The 20119-nt window shown below is 61.9% G+C and carries 29 protein-coding genes and 1 tRNA gene; 8 read left to right on the plus strand and 22 right to left on the minus strand.

Going from position 1 to position 20119, the window contains the following annotated elements:
- Positions 1-6: 6 nt before the first annotated feature.
- The 13 genes from FN060_RS09255 to FN060_RS09315 form a co-directional block, all read right to left on the minus strand.
- On the minus strand, positions 7-723 hold the full coding sequence (locus FN060_RS09255) for a hypothetical protein (protein ID WP_142587791.1): 717 nt from the start codon (positions 721-723) through the stop codon (positions 7-9).
- Between the two features lie 4 nt (positions 724-727).
- Entirely contained in the window at positions 728-1117 is a 390-nt protein-coding gene (locus tag FN060_RS09260; RefSeq protein WP_142587792.1) for a hypothetical protein, read from the minus strand.
- The gene (locus tag FN060_RS09265) at positions 1117-1281 is read right to left on the minus strand and encodes a hypothetical protein (RefSeq protein WP_183949663.1); all 165 of its coding nucleotides are present in this window, start codon (positions 1279-1281) and stop codon (positions 1117-1119) included. The genes FN060_RS09260 and FN060_RS09265 overlap by 1 nt, the downstream gene beginning before the upstream one ends.
- 13 nt (positions 1282-1294) lie before the next feature.
- Positions 1295-2332, minus strand: coding sequence for a major capsid protein (locus FN060_RS09270; protein ID WP_142587793.1), 1038 nt, complete (start codon positions 2330-2332; stop codon positions 1295-1297).
- 3 nt (positions 2333-2335) lie between these two features.
- A complete protein-coding gene (locus FN060_RS09275; RefSeq protein ID WP_142587794.1) occupies positions 2336-2725 on the minus strand; it encodes a head decoration protein in 390 nt (129 codons plus the stop codon).
- Positions 2725-3774 (minus strand): head maturation protease, ClpP-related, encoded by a 1050-nt coding sequence (locus FN060_RS09280; protein WP_142587795.1) that lies wholly within the window; start codon positions 3772-3774, stop codon positions 2725-2727. Before FN060_RS09280 ends, FN060_RS09275 begins: the two co-directional genes overlap by 1 nt.
- A gap of 10 nt (positions 3775-3784) precedes the next feature.
- On the minus strand, positions 3785-4090 hold the full coding sequence (locus tag FN060_RS09285) for a hypothetical protein (RefSeq protein WP_142587796.1): 306 nt from the start codon (positions 4088-4090) through the stop codon (positions 3785-3787).
- On the minus strand, positions 4087-5742 hold the full coding sequence (locus FN060_RS09290) for a phage portal protein (protein ID WP_142587797.1): 1656 nt from the start codon (positions 5740-5742) through the stop codon (positions 4087-4089). The genes FN060_RS09285 and FN060_RS09290 overlap by 4 nt, the downstream gene beginning before the upstream one ends.
- Positions 5739-7694, minus strand: a complete 1956-nt coding sequence (locus tag FN060_RS09295) for a phage terminase large subunit family protein (protein ID WP_142587798.1) — start codon at positions 7692-7694, stop codon at positions 5739-5741. The genes FN060_RS09290 and FN060_RS09295 overlap by 4 nt, the downstream gene beginning before the upstream one ends.
- Positions 7694-8347 (minus strand): hypothetical protein, encoded by a 654-nt coding sequence (locus tag FN060_RS09300; RefSeq protein WP_142587799.1) that lies wholly within the window; start codon positions 8345-8347, stop codon positions 7694-7696. Before FN060_RS09300 ends, FN060_RS09295 begins: the two co-directional genes overlap by 1 nt.
- Before the next feature lie 161 nt (positions 8348-8508).
- Entirely contained in the window at positions 8509-9045 is a 537-nt protein-coding gene (locus FN060_RS09305; RefSeq protein WP_183949662.1) for a phage tail protein, read from the minus strand.
- A gap of 205 nt (positions 9046-9250) precedes the next feature.
- A complete protein-coding gene (gene nusG / locus FN060_RS09310) occupies positions 9251-9787 on the minus strand; it encodes a transcription termination/antitermination protein NusG (protein ID WP_244665731.1) in 537 nt (178 codons plus the stop codon).
- 94 nt (positions 9788-9881) lie between these two features.
- Entirely contained in the window at positions 9882-11180 is a 1299-nt protein-coding gene (locus FN060_RS09315; protein ID WP_142587801.1) for a helix-turn-helix domain-containing protein, read from the minus strand.
- 74 nt (positions 11181-11254) lie between these two features.
- On the opposite strand from FN060_RS09315, the gene FN060_RS09320 reads away from it, so the two are divergent.
- The gene (locus FN060_RS09320) at positions 11255-12529 is read left to right on the plus strand and encodes a DUF6161 domain-containing protein (protein WP_142587802.1); all 1275 of its coding nucleotides are present in this window, start codon (positions 11255-11257) and stop codon (positions 12527-12529) included.
- A gap of 8 nt (positions 12530-12537) precedes the next feature.
- On the opposite strand, the gene FN060_RS09325 is transcribed toward FN060_RS09320, so the two are convergent.
- From FN060_RS09325 to FN060_RS09360, 8 genes are all read right to left on the minus strand, one after another.
- Positions 12538-12831 (minus strand): hypothetical protein, encoded by a 294-nt coding sequence (locus FN060_RS09325; RefSeq protein ID WP_142587803.1) that lies wholly within the window; start codon positions 12829-12831, stop codon positions 12538-12540.
- Entirely contained in the window at positions 12828-13139 is a 312-nt protein-coding gene (locus FN060_RS09330) for a hypothetical protein (RefSeq protein WP_142587804.1), read from the minus strand. The genes FN060_RS09325 and FN060_RS09330 overlap by 4 nt, the downstream gene beginning before the upstream one ends.
- Positions 13136-13453 carry a hypothetical protein gene (locus FN060_RS09335; protein WP_142587805.1) on the minus strand — a complete coding sequence of 106 codons (318 nt, stop codon included), beginning with the start codon at positions 13451-13453 and terminating at the stop codon, positions 13136-13138. The genes FN060_RS09330 and FN060_RS09335 overlap by 4 nt, the downstream gene beginning before the upstream one ends.
- Positions 13450-14907, minus strand: coding sequence for a hypothetical protein (locus FN060_RS09340; RefSeq protein WP_183949660.1), 1458 nt, complete (start codon positions 14905-14907; stop codon positions 13450-13452). The genes FN060_RS09335 and FN060_RS09340 overlap by 4 nt, the downstream gene beginning before the upstream one ends.
- Positions 14904-15095 (minus strand): hypothetical protein, encoded by a 192-nt coding sequence (locus tag FN060_RS09345; RefSeq protein WP_244665733.1) that lies wholly within the window; start codon positions 15093-15095, stop codon positions 14904-14906. The genes FN060_RS09340 and FN060_RS09345 overlap by 4 nt, the downstream gene beginning before the upstream one ends.
- 10 nt (positions 15096-15105) lie before the next feature.
- On the minus strand, positions 15106-15612 hold the full coding sequence (locus FN060_RS09350; RefSeq protein ID WP_142587806.1) for a phage regulatory CII family protein: 507 nt from the start codon (positions 15610-15612) through the stop codon (positions 15106-15108).
- A 143-nt stretch (positions 15613-15755) separates the two neighbouring features.
- A tRNA-Met gene (locus tag FN060_RS09355) sits at positions 15756-15835 on the minus strand.
- A 226-nt stretch (positions 15836-16061) separates the two neighbouring features.
- On the minus strand, positions 16062-16274 hold the full coding sequence (locus FN060_RS09360; protein WP_142587807.1) for a transcriptional regulator: 213 nt from the start codon (positions 16272-16274) through the stop codon (positions 16062-16064).
- A gap of 82 nt (positions 16275-16356) precedes the next feature.
- On the opposite strand from FN060_RS09360, the gene FN060_RS09365 reads away from it, so the two are divergent.
- From FN060_RS09365 to FN060_RS23085, 7 genes are all read left to right on the plus strand, one after another.
- On the plus strand, positions 16357-17049 hold the full coding sequence (locus FN060_RS09365; RefSeq protein ID WP_142588457.1) for an XRE family transcriptional regulator: 693 nt from the start codon (positions 16357-16359) through the stop codon (positions 17047-17049).
- Between the two features lie 415 nt (positions 17050-17464).
- Positions 17465-17704, plus strand: coding sequence for an iron-containing alcohol dehydrogenase (locus FN060_RS09370; RefSeq protein ID WP_142587809.1), 240 nt, complete (start codon positions 17465-17467; stop codon positions 17702-17704).
- Positions 17705-17761: 57 nt separating this feature from the next.
- A complete protein-coding gene (locus tag FN060_RS09375; RefSeq protein ID WP_142587810.1) occupies positions 17762-18172 on the plus strand; it encodes a hypothetical protein in 411 nt (136 codons plus the stop codon).
- A complete protein-coding gene (locus tag FN060_RS09380; RefSeq protein WP_142587811.1) occupies positions 18172-18408 on the plus strand; it encodes a hypothetical protein in 237 nt (78 codons plus the stop codon). Before FN060_RS09375 ends, FN060_RS09380 begins: the two co-directional genes overlap by 1 nt.
- 82 nt (positions 18409-18490) lie before the next feature.
- Entirely contained in the window at positions 18491-18739 is a 249-nt protein-coding gene (locus FN060_RS09385; RefSeq protein WP_142587812.1) for a hypothetical protein, read from the plus strand.
- On the plus strand, positions 18736-19047 hold the full coding sequence (locus FN060_RS09390) for a hypothetical protein (RefSeq protein WP_142587813.1): 312 nt from the start codon (positions 18736-18738) through the stop codon (positions 19045-19047). Before FN060_RS09385 ends, FN060_RS09390 begins: the two co-directional genes overlap by 4 nt.
- Complete coding sequence (locus tag FN060_RS23085) at positions 19044-19679, plus strand: hypothetical protein (RefSeq protein ID WP_142587814.1); 636 nt, start codon at positions 19044-19046, stop codon at positions 19677-19679. The genes FN060_RS09390 and FN060_RS23085 overlap by 4 nt, the downstream gene beginning before the upstream one ends.
- 5 nt (positions 19680-19684) lie before the next feature.
- Here the strand turns inward: FN060_RS23085 and FN060_RS09400 are convergent, their stop codons facing one another.
- Positions 19685-19993 (minus strand): hypothetical protein, encoded by a 309-nt coding sequence (locus FN060_RS09400; protein WP_142587815.1) that lies wholly within the window; start codon positions 19991-19993, stop codon positions 19685-19687.
- Positions 19994-20119 lie beyond the last annotated feature (126 nt).

The following is a 20119-nucleotide window of genomic DNA, read 5'->3' on the forward strand; positions in this document are numbered from 1 at the left end:
CAGGCGTTACAGATCGTTCGGCCCGCTGGTGATCGGCCCGGTGGTGACATGCGCAGATGTGAGCGGTGTCCGCGGCTCACCGGCGAACGCGGCAGAGAGCTCGGCAAGTTTGGTGGACGCGTAGCTCGCGGCAGGCAGCGCCTCGTAGACCGACTTGATCGGCTCAGGGAGGCCGCCATTCTCGATGTCGAAACGATCATCCGCGATGGTCAGCCGGAAGCGCATTCCTACCCGGTGGTAGCGCAGCCCGAAATCGGGGACCGAGAACGTCTGCTGGTCGATATCGACCACGTGCTTGACGAGCTTGCGCCAGAGCCCGCCATGCTGCGAATGCATCAGCAGCATGCGCACCTGGGCGCAGAGAGCCGCAAGCACGAGCCTGGCATTTGGATCGCTATCTGCCATGGCATCCATGGCGTCGGGGAACTCACCGCCCTCATCCCTGGCGGCCACCGCAAGCTCCGCGATCACGTCGAGGACGCAGTTTGCTTCAGTGTCGGTCGCATCGGTCGCTGATCCCATCAAGGCGACCGTTGACTGATGCGTATAAAGCGCGAGCACCGGCGTGTAGGCCCGGTCCCGATCGAGGTCCTGCAGCGATGCAGCGCGACTGTCGAAGACACGAGGGCCGGCGAGCGTCGGAAAGCCTGTCCCGGCTAAAGCGGCGGCGGTCGGGCACAAGGTCTCGATCGCGACCAGGCGGACGGCTTCTGCGGACAGCATGGGATCAGGCCCTATTGAGATACCAGGCGGGCCGGTTGGACCCGTCATCTTCCTTGGCGGCGATCTTCCAGGTCACGCCGCCCGCAATCACGTGATCGCCACGCTTCGGCAGGTACGGCCACCCGGTCGTCAAAGCCGTCAGGACGGCGTCATAGGAAACAGCCCCGCTTCGCGTCCCCGGATCGACCGGCATATGCCGTGTCAACCGGTCGGCCGGCGGCTCCAGATCGATCGTCCCGAGAAACTCGAAAGCAGGTCTAGCAGGATCGTCGACCTCACTATGATTGACCGAAACCCCCAGCCCCGACGCGCGCGGTTTCAGGATACAGAGGGTTTCGTCGAAATAGCTCGCGGCAGCTTCATCGGCCGCCGCGAGATGATCTGACCAGGACATCAGGAGGCCTTGGTCTCTTTCTTGGCGGCCTTGGCCTTCTCTTCCACGGGTTCATCCTTCTCGTTGGGATTGACGAACTCGTGAGTGCCGGCGTCGACTGCCTGAGTGGCGGGGCCATGCCGCATGGCTTCGACCTCGCCGGTTTTCTTGTTGCGAACATGCATCGGATCATCCTCCTCAGTTGCTGCTGGTCAGTTTGACGAGCAGTGCCGGACGCTTGACGATCGGCAGCGGGTTGGACTGGCTGTGTAGCTTGACCCAGCGCTGGAACTCCGGATCGACCGCGGACCGCGAGTAGATCTCTTCACCAAAGGTGTTGACGGTGTCGATGAAGTCCGCAGGGGCAAAGTAAGTGCTGAAGACGTCCTGCGTTCCGATGGGGAATGCGATGGCCTCACCAGCCGGGATGAAGCGACGGGTCCCGTAGGTACCGTTTTCCTGCATGTAGGAAGCGCCACCCCGGTATTCTTCGATGGTCAGGCCATGGAAGGGGAACCCACGGCGGACGTCCTGGCGGAGCGGATTGTTCTGTCCGTCGTAGTACTTGAAGATCTCCTCGACCTTCGCGTGCCCGATGAACTTGTCGTACCATTCGGGAGACGCAAGCACATGAACGCCGGTCATGGTCTCGCCCAGGAGGTTATCCTCCAGGTAGGAAACTACCTCCCTCGCCTTCGCCTTGACATCGGTACCGGCTGTGCCCAGCACGAAATCTACGGTTTTCTGGGTCACGCCGAACTCGGTGAAGAGGTTCAGCAGCGAGGAGCCGTCGCTATCGAGGATCTCACCGCGCAGCGCAGTCATCCGCATGTGCTCAAGCGTAATCGCATGCTTCCGCCGCATGACGATCTGCTTCCGGTTGACCAGTCCAGCAACGGACTCCAGAACCGCATCGGACGCGACCCGAGAGATGATGTTCTGGACATCGTCGGCACGAACATAGTCATCATGCGGAATGTGGAATGCCGCGAACTGGCGGATACCCCGCTTCTCGGGCGTACCGAGCGAGGGCGGCGCGCCGCGCTCGCGGGTCGGCAGAAGGTTCAAGGTGCCGTTATTGTATTCGACGGCAACCGTGGTGGTGGTGATCGGCTCGCTGGAGAACAAACCGAGTTCGCGGATGCGGCCATAGTCGTTCGGCACGATGTTGATCGCCTGCGTCAGCGACGTCGACGAAAACGCCGCGTTGCCGAAGATATCGAGAATGGTTTCCATGGATCAGGCTCCTTCGCGCACGAGGATCGGCGGATTGAGTGCGCCGAGAGCTGCTGTGATGGCCGCACGCTCGCCGGACGTATCGACGTCAGCGCCGTACTTGAGGCCCTGGTGAACGACGATCGCGTCGCGGGCGATGATGACGGCCGCAGCATCCGCCGAGGTGGCATCTACCGTGTGGAGCAGGATACCGGCGGCATTCTGGCTGCCGTCGACGGCGGCCACCGTGACCGGCTTGTACTTGCCGGACGCCGTAATCTTGCCGAGGACCGTGCCGGTCTGCACCACGCCGGAGCCCGATGCGACGATGACTTCCTCGCGCGAGAAATGGCTGTCGGCTTCGCGCTTCAGCCAGTCGCTCGCATAGCGACCTTCAGAGATGAGTGGTGCCATTACACGGCCTCCTTCTTGCCGAGCAGCTTGCGCATGTTATCGACCATCAGGGTCGGCGCAGCGGGAGTGGATGCGGATGCGGTCTTGCCGCCGAGGCCGGCGCCAGCACCCCGGCTGGCTTCATAGGCCTTCGGGTCTGGCCGCTGGTCATCGCTGGCGGGCTGCGCTGTCGGCGCGGCGGCCAGCGCGGTCTTGATCGCTTCTTCGGAGAGATCCGTTTCGATGAGGGTCTCAGCGAGCCCCTCACGCCCCTTGGCTTCCTCCAGGGCCATCACGTTCTTGCGACGCGCCTGGTATGCTGCAACGGCGGCCTTGGCGGCCTCCGCCTTTTCCTTTTCAAAGTCGGCGGACTTGTCCCCGCCATTCGTCTTGTCAGACATCGTATGCTCCTTTGTCGGACGGTGAGCGGCGGGTGCCGCCTGCTTATCAGCACCTTCGAGGCGCCAATTCTTCTTGCTCGCGAGAGCGGTGAGCCGCTTCGGCGCGTGGGCGTAAATCCGGTAGTCGAAGGCGGCGACAGCGTCGGCCGTGACTTCGGTGGTCGCATCAGCGAAGCCTTCATCCACCGCCTGCTGCGGCGTCAGCCACCGCTCGCCCTTCATGATGGCGCGGCATTCCTCGGCGGATTTTCCGCTCTTGGCGGCATAGACGCGGGCATAGGCCGTCGCGAGCGCCTCCAGCCCTTCTATCGTCTTGCTATGGTCCTCGGAGGTGCCGAAGGTGTAACCGCTCGGATCGTGGATCATCATCACCGAGCCGGCCGACATGGTGACCGTTTCGCCGGCCATGGCAATCAGCGACGCCGCTGATGCAGCGATGCCCTCAATGACTATGTTCGTGGTGCCGGACCGAGCCGACAGCAGCGCGTGGATCGCTGCCCCTTCGGAGGCGACACCGCCACCCGAATTGATGTGGACGTCGAGATCCTCGTCGTCGTCAATCTGGGCAAGCGCCAGGACAACGTCGGATGACGTGAAGCCATCCTCGAAATAGTAGTCGCCAACATAGCCGGAAAGCCGGAGCTTCCCGTCTTCTAGTATCGCAGACATGACAGGTTCCTCAGTAGGGGCGGAAACGACCGCCGATCGCGAAGCGGGTCCGCTTTGGCCTTTCGCCGAGTGACAGCTCACAGGCCGCCCTGGCATCCGCGAGCATGCGGTCGAGGTCCTCGGGCTTTGAGCCGGTCGAGAAGCGCGTCCGCCTGGTCGTGACGGGAGAGCGGATCTCGACTTCCTCGACCCGCTCGCCGGCGGCAAGCTTGACCCGGTAGGCCTTCAGCGCGCGGTAGAGCGCACAGGGATCATTGATGTCGACGGCCTGTCCAGCAATCCTGATGATCAGCTCACCGTCATCCGCCGCGCTCATGCTGCCACCTGCGTTTTCTTCGGCGGATCATCCGCCAATTGGCTCTCCCCGCCACCGCCGCGGATGCGCTCGAACGGGTTGGGGAGACCCTTGTCCGCCAGCACCTTCAGTTCGCGCTCGCGCTGCGCCGCTACCTCTTCCCAGTCGCGCCCGTACTCGGCGCACTCGTCCGCAAGGGATGAAACGCCGGTTTCCAGCCGGACCTTGGCGGCATTGGCGCTCTTGTAGTCGTCCGCGGACGGCTTCGCGGGCCCTTGCCACTCAGTCCAGCAGACCTTGTCGCGATTGGCCGCAAAGGCGCGATATCCACCCTTGAACGGGATGGCGCCCAAGGCGATCTTCTCGTCCAGCCATGCTTCGTAGACAGACTGGCAGAACGGAGCGGCGACCCGCTCTCTGCGACGCTGGGCGATCGGGTGTACGGTAGCGGTTGCCACGCGGACCGAGGAATAGGTTGCGCTCGAGAAGTCCATGGAGAAGCTCTCCATCGTCACTCCGAGCCTGCGTGCCATCTCCCTCTGGAGGTTCTGGTTGAACGGCAGGTATTGCGAGCCGGGCGTGGCCGCAGTCTTGAACTCCAATTCCTCGCCGGGGCCAAGGTGACCGATGCGAGCGGTATCCGACAGGTTGATGCCGCCGGACTTCAGCGCTTCGAAGCGGGCGCCCCACACATCGACGAAGTCCTGAACAAGTTGCTCCAGTCCATCCGCGTTGATGCTGCCTCCGGTATCGGCCAACGTCTGGATCGCCTGGAAGGCTTCCTCGCTCGGCTCCGGGCTCTTGATGACGGCCGCGAAGATCGTTTGCAGCAGGGCGGTTGCCAGCGTAGCATCGGCGAGCTGGTCGCTCTGCGCGATCACTTTCAGAATCGGCGCCATCACGGAAATGCCGCGGGGGCTGTCCGGATTGTCACCGCGATCGAGGACGTGGATGACCTGCGCCAGGCCGTTCGGAAGATGGAAGGGCAAGTCATAGTCGACGTCAATTCCGGCATCGCGTCGCTTGAAGCGGCAATGGGTGGGGCGTCCGTTGGCATCATGGAAGATGCCGCCGTCCAGCCCCTCGAACTCGCGGGTAATGTTCGGCACGCGGTGCGGCGCGACAAGGTTCACCTTCGTCCCGGTCTGGACGCCATAGGCCCGCCGCTGCGCCTCGCCGAAGAACGAGATGATCCCGAAACCCTCGCCGGCTCCGATGTAGTACCGCATCAGGCCATCGCACATTTCGGCAATGGTCGACTTGCCGGCCAGATCGCACTCGCGCGGGTTCCAAGACCAGCGCCGCCATTCGGCTTCCACCAACTTGCACCAGGCAGAACGCTCCTCGTCGCTATAGCCGAGGCGAGAGAGATCTGGCCGCGCGTTGAGCTTGAGCTCCGTGCCGATCGTGTCGACGATCATCTGGTCGCAGGCGCCGGCAATCCAGCCGCTGTTCTGCATGAAATCGAACGCGAGGGCGGACGCGCGCAGCGCAGCCTCTCGGACTTCGGCCGCTCCATCGCGGCGCACCGCACGACGCATGGACAAGACGCCCGTGCGGTCGCGGTTGAGATAGCGCATGGAATGTTTCGGCGTGGATCCTGCGATCCGCCCGACAGGCACCGATCCGGCCTGCACCCGATATCGAGGCTTTTCCAAGGTGATCTCGCTCATTTACGATACGCTGCCCAACCGACACTGCGCCGAGGCTTCTCTTTGCTTTGCTCTGGTCTTGTTGGACCTTCGGGGTGCGCTGATGCGTCAAAAAGCGCGTCCTCAAGGTCAAGCTGCGCTTCTGGCGGAAACGTCTCCCGCTCCTGTTCCAGGCGGTCCCAGATCTTGTCTGGCAGTCCGCGAATGCCGTAGAGGATCGCGGCAACCTCGGCCTGGTTCATCGTGTCCAACATCTCGTTGGCCTGTGTCGGGTCCTTCTCCCATTTGTATTCGGTGAACCCGTCCTTGCGCTTCTTCGGCACACGACGCTCGGCGGTAAGCTGCCGGTAGTACTCATCATCCAGGCCGGTCGGGAAACCGACGTAGCCACGATCAAGAGGATCCTGCTTGGCGACGTTGCGATAGAGCGCCATCTTCAGGATGCTGGCGTTGAAGTTGAAGAACCGCCGGGAGTACTTCAGGAGCTTTCCGGTTTTGGCGTTCCGTTCCTTCTTGACCCTCGCTGTAAGCGGCGCCCCCTCCGTATTGCTGCCACGGACCATGACCAGCTTGGATGCAGGGTGCCGCCGTGCCCAGTCCCAAACTTCTTCCGTATATGCGTTCCCGTCTATCGCCGCCTTGTCCAGGCCGATGCGGCGGCCGTAGCTGTTTGTCCACGTCTGTTCGAGCATCGCATCGAGCCTATCGCGGCAGGTCGCATCCGAAATGTGCCCGGGGATCACTCCGCAGTCGACGGTCCAACGCCGGAATTCACGGCCGAAGGCGACAACCTGCCATTCAACGCGGTCGGCCTGACAGTCGATTCCTATCGTCAGGATCAGGCCACCAGTAGGGATGCGCCCCTTCGGGTAATCGGAGTTTGCCCCCCTGTCCCTCAGCGTCTCCCATGGCGGCGCCTCTCCGGCCGTAACATAGGCGCGGCCGACGGTGTCGTTGAGGAACGTCTGCTCGGAAGCCGGATCACCTTTGGCGCCTAGCCATTCCCTGGCGATCCGTTCCCAGCTCTGAAGCGCAGAAACGACGGACCAGAGGTAGAACGACCTGTGGTGCCTTCGCGCCTTCGGGTTCAGTGCTCGCCACTCTCCTCGCCGCACGATCTCGGCTCGATGATGCTCCTCTATCGTGCACCCGCAGTCTATGCAGGTGAAATGCGCGTCCTCTGGCCGATCCTCGTTGAGGTTCGCCAGCATGTTTTCCCATTCGAGGGTTTGGAGATGCCCGCAGTGGGGGCAAGGAACATAGAGATGCTCCTGGCTTCCATCCTCGAAATTCTTGGTGATCCGGCACCCCGGCATCACAAGAGGCGTCGAGATCTTCAGGATCTTCGCAAACTCATGGGCCCGCGAACGGCTGTCCGCTTGTGTTTCCGGGTCGCCGCCGGAATTGTTCTCCCATTTCGACAGGTCGTCCTGTACCTGACGCTTCATCGACACCTGGCTCAGCGATGCCGCCGAGTTTGCGCCGGAGATCTGGATCGCCCCGCGTCCGTCGACGCGTTCCTTGTATAGGACGCTGTCCAGACCGTCCCTGTTCTTCATCGGGAACAGGCGGGTCAGAGAGGATGTGTTCCGAAGCATCGGAGCAAGCTTCATCTTGCTCCAGCGCTGGGCATTGCTCTCGGTCGGGTGGACATAGAGGATGTCCCCCGGGTCCATCTCAATCGAACCGAGCGTGAAGATGTTCGCCACCACAGTCCCGCCGAGCTGCGCGGACTTCATGATGGTGACGATCCTGCACGGGTCGGCCGGTGAAAGCGCCCGAAGTATCTCGTCGAAGTACGGAAACAGGTCCCGGTTGTACCGGCCCGGGAACGGACTTTCACGCTCGGAGAAAACGATGTTCTTCTCTGCCCAGGCGAGATAGTCCACCTCTGGCGGCGGCGTCAGTATCTCTGCCAGAACCTCGCGCCCGATGCGATCGGCATTGGCGGTTTCGACGATGATCGAAGTCATCAGTTGATCGTTTCGATATCGTCGGCCTCGAGCGAGCTTGCGACCGAGAGCGGCATATCGACCGCTTCAGCCTGTGCCTGCTTAGCGGCCTTCTCCCTTACCTTCCGGAATTCCCGCCGCAGAAGATGGAGTACATCTCGCTGCTGGACCTTGAACTCCGAGGCGACGGCGCTTGCGAAGTCGGTCAATCCCCCCTCGAAAATGAGCATCATGGATGAGGCGATCCGCGTCATCTCTGCACGGCCGTGATCTGTTTCCATCAACCGGCCGCTGCTCTGGGCATCGGCGATTGCGGCGTTGCGGTTGGCCCGCCGGATCTGCTCGAGCTTCTGCTGCTTGATCTCGTAGTCGATGCCGGACTGCTGCAGCGGAGGAGGAGCAGATGTCGCGGTAGGTACAGGACCAGCGTCGTCCTGAGCGTCAGGCCCGGATACGGGGTCAAGCCGAGTGTCGATGCCGTTGCCGAGGCGCTGACCTATATCGAGCGACATGCGCAGGTCCTGCTTCGCGCGCTCGACGATGATCTTTGCGTTGCGACCGGCACCGAGAAGAGCACCGGGGGAGATCTTGCCCTCAGTCAGGTATTGGCTGACCCGACCAGGGGAGACGCCGATGATTGCAGCGAACTCGCCTTTCGTAACAGCGGCTTCCATTCCGACTTTACCGATCTTCTTTAGCTCTTTAGCCGGTCTTTAGGTTTTTAGGCTTCATTTTTACCCTCAGACTGGCGAGATTTCGGGGTCGCCCCGGCCCGCAGGCGGTCAGATCGCTGGTACGGTCCCTTGACCAGGGGGTACCCCCCTGCCCCTCCCGGTCAGTGGGGGAGGATGCGGTCCAGCTCGTGCAGGAAGCGCGGCGCCAGGTGGTCCTGAAGGATCTCTGCGATCGCATCGAGGTAGACCTCGGGATTGTTAATGATCGCATGCGCCGGGTTCGGCCCGAACAGTTCCCGTATCGGCAGACGACTGCCGCCCTCCCGCATCATGACGCCGCGGTGTCCGCTCTTCATCTGCGCGATGAAGGCGCGGGCGTAAGAACCACGACCGCGAACTGTCACGCCGCGTCTCGTCTGCCGCGCACCTAGCTTGTAGAGGTGTATCCACCCCGACTTGACGATGACTTCCTGCGAGTTTCCGCCGGCATTGAACCTTGCGGTCGTTGCCTTGCCCACGATGCCAGGGGGCAACCTCGTATGTTCCGCGCTGCGCTTGACGATCCTCGACCGCGCCATGTCGCGCATGCGGCGCATGGCCCTTGCCATAGCCTTGGTCTTGATCTGACCAGGCAGGCCGCCGATGGCGCGGCTCAGCGCCTCCAGTTCGGAAGCGTCAAACTTGATTTCTGCGGTCATACCTAAATGTACGAAAGGCGACCTCTCGGCCGCCTCATCATTCATCTAGTCATAGCTTGCGCACTGGCCTTGAATCGCTCGCCTCAGTTCGAGGCCGTCAAGGCTGGGGCTGGGGCACTTATCCCTGAGGCTATCACCTGCTCTGCCCACCAGTGGCGGGGATCGGAGGGGGCGCTTGCCAGCTCGTCCAGTGGCAGAATGACTCTCACAGCTTCTTCAGGAACGCAAGAGGCATGCTGTCGATCTCGAACTGTCGACCTGGCAGGTTGATCAGCACGCGAGCCTTAGCCTGACGGCTCCACTTCACAGACAGGACGAGGCAGCAGAACCCTATAAACGGACCATCGACGATGTCCGCTTCATCGCCGTCCTTGAACGTCTTGTCAGTCGCAACACGTGGAATGCCGGTCACTGCCATGTTCTTGAAAGCATTGATCGCTTCGTCACGGATGACATGGTAGCGGCCATCGCTTCCGCCGATGATATCGAGGACATGACGCTGCCTGCGCAGACCATTGAACGCTGCGGCGGAAGGCACGCAGCGCACGAGCAAGTAGCCGGGGAAGAACGGAATTTCCACTTCGATCTTGCGGCCATGACGCACCTGCATTTCTCGTTCACGAGGAACAAACACTTCAACATTCGCCTCGCGCAGGTCGTTTTCCACAGCCGTTTCCCGGCCCTTCGCTACATGCAGGCAATACCAGTTCGCAGAATCAGGATGCTTTTCAGTCACGTCCATGGATGCCTCTCTTAGGTTTCGCGCAGCGATTCGGCGCATCCGATCTGCGAAGCACTCCCTTACCGGTACGACGATCATCGTGCCGACCAACTTCCTATGCTGCATCATCGTGGTCCCTCGTTGCCAACAGTGAGCGCGCCGCGCGCTCGAATTCATCCAGTCCGTCCGGTCCACCCTTCGGGAAGTAGACCACCTTCATGGCCGCCGGAGCCGGCACGAAGGGCCAGCCCATCCGTTCGTGATGTTCTCGCCATGCGTCCCATGTTGGTGATCCGAGTGGCACCGGCTCGCAAAGCTCCTTCAGCCGGTCCATCAGCGCCGGCACGGAAACATTGCTTCGCTCGCGGGCCGCATCGTGCAGCCGCTTGGCCTCTGGATATCCATCAGCCAGGATGCGCCGCCGCCTGTCGGCATCCTCGAAATCGTCGGGAAAGAACAACTCGCCATCATCGCCGACCGCGATCCCTATCCGCTGCACGAAGGCCGCTGCCCTGCTGGGACTTGTCCGCGCCAGCGCGTCGTAGGTTTGCCTGACCATCTGCCGAGGATCGTCCGGGAGGTCGATCGACACAGGCCCTTCGAGCAGCGGCAACATCCGGGCCGCAGCCCATACCGGCCCGAACACCGGCACCATGATCTTGCCATCACGAGCGACAGGTGCCGCGCCTGGCGCCTTTGCGGCCTCTATCGTGTCGAGCTTCAGCCAGCGCTTCTCGGTGAGATAGACCTGCGACGAGCAAACATACTTACGCCCAGCAGCCTTCACCGCCGCGATATAGGCCTCGGTACGATCGGCAGCTTCCGCCCGTTCTTCCGCAGAAAGCTCCATCCATGCCTTGAACGCCTTCGGCTCGCTGTCGTCGACATAGGTCGGCCAGGTGGGATACCAGCGCTTGAAGGCACGAGCTGCAGATCGCTTCTCATCTTCCGAACCATCAGATCCCGCGCTCGCGCACTCTCTCTCGGATGATGGTTCTATTGGTGGTTCTATTACGGTTCGGGTGTCACCGTGACACCCCTCTCCGTCGTCTGTGTCACCCCTCTCTGCACGATTGTCACCCGTCGCAGCCTCGCCAACGGGTGACACGGTGTCACCCGTCTTGCCGGGCGCGTAGGCAAATAGACGGGCGAGGTCGAAGTCGTAGCGCGTCGTTTGCCCCGGCCGCCCCGTAGCCTCCTTCACGACGACGAGGATGCCCTCGGACACGAAGTCGGAGAGGATGCGCTGGATGGTTCGTTCGGATAGCTCGGTCTCGCTCGCCAGCCGTTTCACGCCGGGATAGATGCCCCTGCCCTCGTCGTCGGCGAAGTCCGCCAGACGCACCGCTAGAAGCTTTCTGTTGCAGCCGCCGAGGTTCATGCGGAACAGGCGGCTCATGATCATGATGCTCATGCCGCCACCCTGCCCACATCTTGCAGATCCTGCGGGTTTCTGGGCAAAATCGCGGAAAGCTTGGGGGGTGGCGAATGTTTGCTGTTTCTGATTCCGACATCCGATTGATGCAGATGGTCTTCTCGAATCGCGCCTACGATCTTGCGCATGCCGAGAATAAGCAGCGGACAGGAGGCAAACTTATCAATGAACAGCGGGCATTGCATGCACGTATCGCTCAGATCGCTGCACGCATCGCCAACATGACGCTCCGCCCGTCGATCACCAACCGGGCCGCCGCGAGCTTCAAGAACTTTACTGAACAGGTGGCATCTATGGCGTCCCACTCGATAGAGGAGGAAGAACAGGCCACGGTCGTGAAGGGGAACGTTCCGGTGCTGGATGATGCGGATATAGACAAGCTCGACGAGCGCCTCTCGTCGGGAACAATTCCTCTCCTGGCCGAACCTCTTTACGCAGAGGAGGCTCTGGCGAGCTTGATGGTAACGTACCGAGAGGCATTTCGTGTTCGGGATGCCGATCTGGATATGAGCAATCTCGGCAGCTTTAGTAATGAGTTCAACAAAGCGCTTGCGAGGATCACGTGGCTTAACTTTCGTGACGCCGAGATTGACCAGATCAGTGTTCTGGAAGGAAGTTTTAGGTCTCGACTGACAGATTACGACACCCTTGCCTCTCGCAACTCCGCCAGCGTTGTTGAAATGCGACGCGGTATTGATGGGCTTGAGGAGCAACTCAATGGGCTGGGATCGCAAGTGGAAAGGACCAAAAGCGAGTTCTCCGACATTGACAGCCGCATAAAAGCGACCGAGGCCGCATTCTTCGAACGTGTTGGCACGAAGGAAACGGAAAAGCTGTGGCAGCGCGAGGCGAGAAAAGCGTATTGGAGCTTCTTCGTTTCGGGTGCATTCTTGATGGCAGTGCTCATTTCTGTGCCGCTTTTCGTGATCTGCTACCGGGAGGAACTGCTCTCTTTTCTCCAAAGCATCGAACGTGGTGCGATCCAGCTTTCTGGGAATGATCGTCCGGCGGCGGCAGCGGCCCTCATATTCGGCCGACTGCTTCTTCTGACCGTACCTGTGGGCTCCCTCGTCTGGGCAATCAAACTGCTGGTTCGGTTCAATGTCCGATCTATGCTCCTGATGGATGACGCGAACCAGCGTGTTACGATGCTCAACACATACCTTTTTCTCGTGAGCCAGCGCGCTGCGTCTCAGGAAGACCGAGGAGCACTCTTGGAGGCGATGTTCAGGCGTGCGCCTGGGCACGGTCCCGAAACAATCGAGCCTCCAAACATGGTGGACATCCTCAACTACGGGAAACACGTGGGTAAGCCGGCCGCCGGTTGACAAGCTCATCATTCCCCCTCGCCGCGACAGGCGTCCATCATCGCCCCGCGCGCCGCTTCTTCGGTTAGTTTGACAGTCTGCGTATGCCGCCCGTCAGCGAGCCGCCGTGCATTGATCTTGGCGACGAGCGCCGACAGGTATTCTTCCGCCTCCGGGAAGCCGTCCCGCTTCAGGAGAGCTCGAATCTTCAGGTGCTCCCGCAGGATCACCCCTTCCGGCACGGTGCAGAGCCATTCGGCCCGCTGGCGCCGGGTAACCGCATCGCGCAGTTCTTCCGTGATGGGCAGGAGCTTCGACGTCATGGCCGTGCCCTCCCCTCATGTTTCACGGTGGTGCTGGTGAAACAGCCTGTTTTCGCTGACTTTTCCGGCGGCAGGTAGAAGCGCTCCACGGGCACGTCGAGCCACTGGCAGAGCGCGATCACCTTGCCGACGCTCACCATCTGGCCGCCCATGGCGCGGGAGAAATCCGAAAGCGTCACGCCGATCTCGTCGGCAATGTCGCGCATGCCGCGAGGGTCAACCGCCCGCTTGCCCCTCAGCGCCCGTGCGAAGGCGCGCAGGTCATAATCGGCATAGGAGGGGTTGGAGCCGTTCTGTAGCCCTGTCACCGCGCCACCTCCTGCCCGCCGGTCCCGACAAGCACGATCCCGAACCGCGCCGGGTCGGCATCCAATGCCTTCCACAGCCGCACCCGCGCCGATGTCTCGATGCCACGGCCGGAAAGCACCAGGTCCAGTTGCTCGGGCGTGATGCGGGCCCGCTTGACGATCCGCTCTCGTTCCGCCGCGCAGGCTTCGTCGAAGCTCATCACCGCCCGCCTCGTGCTCTTGCGCTCGTCGGGAAACACCGTGCGATAGCCAGCCATCGAGATCCGGGCATGCACGAAGCCGCGAAGCATCTTGGGTGAGAAGTCTGGCATCATGCCGCCACCGCCTTTCCGACGAGCAGCCCAGCAGCCGCCGCCTGCAGTGCGGTCATTCCGGCTTCGGAAATCCGCCAGCAATGGTCGGTGTTGTCATCGACTGGCTCAACCAGTCCGTCTGCGAGAAAAGCCGAGATCAATGCATCAGCAACAAGCGAACGAATGCCTATTCCGCGCCTCAAACCTGCCTCGTCGAAGCCCTCCTGCTCCGCAATCCAGACCAGCGCCCTCGCACGCTCTTCATCGACACGCTCCTCCACCGACTTGCGCGGCGTCTCGCGAGCAAACTCGTCCGGGGCGGCCAAGAAACCGACCGGCTTGACATGACCGCCCGCACCGGGAGCCAGCGGTGCAGCATTCTCGAATGCTTTCCAGTCCACGCGGATCAGCTGCGTCACGCCATTGCCGTAGCTGCCGTCCTCGGTCTGCTCCCAGATGAACCAGGCGATATTCATCTGGCTGGAGGCCTTGTTGCCGTCCCAGCCGTCGCGGTGCATCATCGGCAGGCGCCGGGTGAAGACGTAGACGCGACTTGGCGGGCACTCGTCCATCACGAAGCAGCGGTCCCGGTCCTCGAAACCGCACATGAAGTTGAGGTTCAGCAGCAGCGCCATCTTGCGCGGCTTGTGCTCGCGAAGCGCATGCGCCGCATAGGCGTTGGCCACGCCATAGGGCGGATTCGTCACGATATCCCAGCCGCCGCCCTCTGCGATCGAGCGCAGGAAGTCACCGACGCCCTGGCACTCGCCGTGCTTCGTCGTGATGCCGCGATCGACGAGGTCGGAGATCGTCACCGCGTAGCCGGCATCCTCCAGAGGCCGCATGATCGCCCCCTTGCCGACGCTCGGCTCCAGCACGTTAAGCCCGAAGCTTTCCAGCGCCAGCAGCGTCCGCATCGCCTCGATCGGCGTCTCGTAGAGATCGTCCCCGCGCTCGTCCTTGGTGGCGGTCTTTGTGCCGACGGCATGCCCCGCGGCCTTTTTCAGCGCCGCCCGACTTGGCTCCAGCCCTTCCGAAAGCCGCGCCTCGACGATCCGCTCGACAAACTCAGGCTCGGCCCGCACGGCGTTGCGCAGCTTGCGAGCCTCGTGCAGCCGCCGCTTGTCGACACCGACGTCCTCCAATGTGAAATGGTCCTCACTTTGGACCTTTTCCGGACGACCTCTCGAAAGCTCGCCCTTTGCCTGCGCCTCGTCCACGGCATCCGCCATGGCCACGTAGCACATGCTTTCGATCTTCAAGGCGTCCGCCTGCATGCGCCGCGCCTTGTCGATCAGGTCGCGCGAAGCCTTTACCCGCTCGGCGGAACCGGCCGCAGCCTTCGCATGGTCATAGGCGACAGCGGAAAGCTTCAGAGCCCGCTCCACGTCGCCTGCATCCAGGAGTGCCCGCGCCCGTTCAATGGTGGCCACGAGATCGGAAGTTTCGGGACGGGTAGCGAGACTGCTGCTCATTGCCATTCCCCCGCAACCGGCTTCTCGCCTTCCTCGATCAGCCGGCAGACTTCCTCCTCGGAAAGCTCCAGCCGTGCTGCAATGCTGTGGGTGGAAAGCTGCTCGATATGCCAAAGCTCAAGAACCCGCGCGAAGCGGGCCTGTTTGACGAGCAAGGGGCGATGGCATTCCTCGTGCAGCCTCATCATCGGACAGGCCCTATTCCCCGCCGACGATCTTCAGATCGGGCATTTCGCTGCCGCCCTTGGCAAGAATCTCCGAGTAACGGCGGATCTGCTCGCTGGCCTTGTCGATCAGGGCCTGCAGTTCGCGAATGCCCTGCCCAGCCTCGGTTGGCGTGACCTTCAGGTCGGAGAACCGAACCGATGCATTTCGCTGGTATTCATTGGCAACGGCGCCAAGCTCCAGGCTGCCGCGTAACAGGCAGGTGCCATCGCGGTTTTCCTTTTCCGGGTCCGTGAGCTTGCAACCGTGCAGTCCGGCCATCACGCGAGTGACGCAAGGGTCGCCGCATTCCGCCTCAAGCCGCAGCACAGCCGGGATCGGCAGCAGTTCGGTGTCACCGTCATTGTTGCAGCGGCCGACCTGGCTTTTCGAAAGGGAGCAGGTGTCAGCGGCGGCTTCGATCCCGCCGTTCTTCTTGATCAGCAGCCGGTTCGCCGCCTTCAACTGGTAGAACCAGGCATTTGTCATTGTGTCGTGCATGCGGTCCTCCGGACAAAAGCATTCCCGCGCCGGGAAATTCCCTGCGCGTTTCCCATCGTGGGAAAGGTTTCGAAGTGTGAGTTTCAGCGCGTCACGAGATCACGGAGGACCGCATGACTGAAACGGACGCGGACATGGAATACTGGTTGCGGGGGCAGGATTCGAACCTGCGATCTCCGGCGTATGAAACCGGTGAGGACGACCAGGCTCCTCTACCCCGACATGAAGAGAAAGCCCGCCGGAGCATGGAGGTCCGCCGCTCCGGCGGTAGTCGGCGCGAGACGATGAAGGCATCTCGCGCAGGGGAACTGCCGACCGGAACGGTACGCACGACCGAACCCGTCCCGGTCGAAAGCCTGACAGCCAACGGGAGGAGGAGGAGTGGCTGGCAAGGCACGGCTGTCCGGGAGGAGGTTGAACAGCCGATGGGAATGAGGAAGGGAGGCGCATCATTCGGCTGCCTCCGGTATCGGGCCGAATACGTCGGGCCTGAGATCATGCCGAGAAACACCAGATATCCGCTCTACCTCAAGGACGCGCTCAGCAGGAACCTTGCGCCATTGGAGAACGGCTGCCGGCGTAACTCGGAGCCGGCGAGCGAGTTCACTGGCGCTGCCAACGCTGCTGATAGCTCTCTCAAGTGCAGTAGGGTTCGTGTCCATGCCTATTTGTAAGCAGAACTTAGAAATGAACGCAAGCGATAATTGGCTTCACATGAAGGAGCCGGTTGGGCGACTTATAAGCATGTCTAAGAAAGAAGCTGCCTTAAAGATCGGACTAGCAATCAAGACCGCGCGGAAAAGGCGAGGCTTGGTACAACGCAATATCGCGGAGGCTCTCGACATCGAAGTCGCCGCAGTCGGCATGTGGGAAAGCGGCAGGAACTCCCCTTCCTTCGAAAACCTCCGCCGGACGGCGGAGCTCCTAAGGGTAGATCCGAGCGCCTTGTCTCAAGGCGAGTTAGTCTATCTCGACGATGAAGGTCTGGCCGACGCCGAGATCATCACGAACCTGGAGCCAATCCCAACCGGGCCAATGGATGTGGAGTTGCTCGGGGTTTCGTACGGAGGAGATGACGGAGACTTCTCATTCAACGGCGAAGTACAAGGTTACGTCCGGAGACCGCCCGGGATAGCATCGCTAAAGAACGTCTTTGCGCTGCACGTTCTGAGTGACAGCATGGTGCCGCGGTATGATCCAGGTGAGGTCATCTATTGCGGCGGGCGAGAGCCGCTTCCGGGAGATCACATTGTGGTCGAGATGTTCCCGGAAGCCGACGGGCAAATGGGTAAAGCCTTCATCAAGAAGCTTATCCAACGGACCGCTAAAGAGATCGTCGTCGAACAATACAACCCGCAGAAGCGTTTCAGCTACGACCGCTACGCCGTTAAGCGCCTGTGGCGCGTGATACCCCTGAAAGAGCTACTTGGCTTCTGAGTACCTCAGCCTCCGCCCTTAGCCGGTCGGCATCCCGGCTGAAGAAGGCCTGCACTGTGACGTTCTTCCCAGGCAACCCCTCTGTTCTGCAGGAGGAGCAAGAGAGCCTCGATGCAACGGTCCGCAAGGGCGTGTGAAGCGTGACGCCCCTCTTCACGAGTTGCGCCGGTTGAAGCCACCTGTCTCTACCACAATCTGCGCACTCGACACCAATCCGCAGGGCCGCGCCCAAGGGCATTTCCTCGCTCATAGATGCCTCCTGTTCTATTTCCGTTCTCTTATTGAATCATTCCGCTTAAGAGTCGAGACTGATTCGTTCTAAGCTTCACTTATAATTTTTGCTTGCAGCCGATTATAATTTCCGCTTACATTCTCTCCGCGCCAGATCCAGGATCGGTGAAAACAGGAGAGACACATGCGCTTAGAGAACCACAACGCTTACCCCCTATGCCGCAACCGCCGGGAGCAGGTCGCCTGTGTCGGCGAGGCCATGCGCCGCCTAGGCGAAGGCTGCACGGCCGATGATCTGAAGAACAGCCTTGGCATCACCCAGGCCGAACTGGAGGCAGTCGCCGACGACGCCCGTGCCTACGCGGTTGCCGCCAGCACGGTCCAGACCCGCGCCACTGTGCCGGCAAACCGCGCGGCCGCTTGATCCGCTTCGGTGTCCGCATCTCGTGATGCGGCATCCGAAACGGATCGGAGGCATCCCATGCTCACCAAATCGCTTGAAACTCTGACAGACGCGGATCTGGACGCCGAACGCGCCTACTGGTCTGCCGAGATCGCCAGCCGCAGCCGCTGGGGTGACGACATCGACCATGCCCGCGATGCGCGGGATGCCGTGGAGCGCGAGCAGCGTCGCCGCCGCATCCAGGCCGCGCGCGTCGGCGATCTGCATGTCCGTCCCATTGTCGTCGACGATCCGGACGTCAGACCCGCCGTTCATTCGGCACCCGTCATCATCGGCTCGGCCAAGGCGCGCAACGAACGCCGCCCAACCCGCTTCGGCCTGATCGCCGCCACAGGCGTCATTCTGGCTTGTCTCGCCTTCTCTGCTGCGCTCGCCGGCCAGCGCCTGCTGGAGATCGAAAGCCGCTTCGCCGCCATGGAGCGCGTGTGATGACGGCAGCCCTGAACGCCCGCGAGAAATTCACCGCCGACCTCGCTGCGGTGAACGTCGCCCTGCCGTTGCGCTACGACGAGAGCAACGACACGATCTTCGATGCAGCCGGCAGGCCCGTCTGCACGATCGATGTCAACCGCGAGCGCCCCGACATCGAGGTCCAGAAGATCGCCATGTGGATCACCCTCGCCGTCAACACCTGCGGCGGGTTCAAGCTGGAGCAGTCGCAATGAGCGCCGATGCATCGCCTTCCCACGCCGCGCCGCGCAGCAGCCGACCCTCGGCCAGCTTCTGCAGCGCCGCAACGATCCGTCCTTGTCTCACTACGAGCGCGAGCAGCTCGCGGTGGTGATCGATATGCACCGCGCCGCCGGCCACTTCCTCACCCTGCCGGCAGATCCGGACAGGCGCGAGGCCGGAATCGCCGCAGGCAGCGAAGCGCTGGAAGGCGCGCTCTTCCATGCGCTCAGCCTCAAGGGCTGCCTTAACGGAGACCTTGAACTGCGCCGCCTGCTGGCCGCGCGGCTCCAGGAGCGAGAAACGCTGGAAAGGAGCAACCGATGAGCGCCCTCGTCGACAGTGACATCTCGAAGATCCGCCGCATGCTCTCCAGCCATATGCTGGTGACGGAGATCGCGCAGTCGCTCGAAGTGTCCGTGAACGTGCTGGCTGCTTTCATGCGCCGGCGCAACATCAGCGTGGCCGCAGACGGCAAGGTGCCGCCGCCCGACCTGACGAGGCCAGACCGCACCGTCGTCTGGTCCAGGCGCATCGATCCGGTCTCCGGCTCCCCTCGCCTCGTCAAGGTCTCCCTTCCGGCCATCACCGCGCATCGCCGGTCGCTCTCCGAACAGTGGAGGATCAACCCATGACCACCGGCCAGCCGACACCAGGCGTGCACGAGAACTTCGCAGCCGACGTTGCCGAGACAAAGCCGCAGCCGCTCGGATACATCACGCCGGCCGCGCTGGAACAGCTACGGCTGGGCATCGACTGCCAGCCTATCCACAAGGACACGCGCCACGGCTTCACGGTGCCCATCTTCGATCACCCACCACGCATGCCGGAGCCGATCACACCCCCACCACCCGAGTCACATTTGATGGGTCCGGACTTCGGTTCCCACGGCTCCGCAATAGCTATATTCGACGTGATTACCGAGCGGCTACGCCAGCAGGAGAAAGAAGGCTGGACGCCGGAGCATGACGACGCGCACGAGGGCGGAGAGCTTGCACAAGCTGCCGCCGTCTATGCGCATCCCTTTAAGATCAAGCTCGCCAAGAGGCGAGGTGAATACGACCGCGGGACGAACCCATGGCCCTGGTACGAGCAGGTCGACGTGTCAGGCGGGCGCGGAGACTTTCCTGTCTGGGGTTGGGAGCCGGCTTGGCTGAAAAAGACGGACCGCCGCCGCGACCTCGTGAAGGCGGCGGCCCTCATCATTGCCGAGATCGAGCGCCTTGATCGCGCGGCCCTCGCGACCACGGAGTGCTTGCCAGAATGAGCAACTTAATCCGTACCCCCAGCAACTCCCTGACCGCCTTCATCGATCCATCTGTCGTCGGCTCCCACCCGCACCTGAGCGGGAGTATCGCCTCCGTCCCCGGCACTTTTCCCTCGTGCGTCGAGGGCGGCGACGAGGTCGCTCTCGGAGTCGATCCCACTCTGGAACAACCTCATGAGGAACAGTGCCGCTTCCTTCGTCTCGCTGGTTTCCACCTCAGAGGTGGGGCCATAGTAGCCGGCGCGCTCGAGCACGCGCTCCAGCATGTCCAGGTCGGCTATCTCGAGATATTCGTGGATAAGGTTGGAAGACATGAACGTCCTCCTTTTGTTGGGGCGAAGGCATTTAGCCCTTACGCGACGGCGCCCGCTTCAAATGCCGTCGACAGAGTGACAGTGCGCTTTAAGCTGCAACTAAGCAAGGCTTTTGCCGACACCCTG

Source organism: Pseudorhizobium halotolerans, from assembly GCF_902153235.2.
Taxonomy (GTDB): Bacteria; Pseudomonadota; Alphaproteobacteria; order Rhizobiales; family Rhizobiaceae; genus Neorhizobium; species Neorhizobium flavum.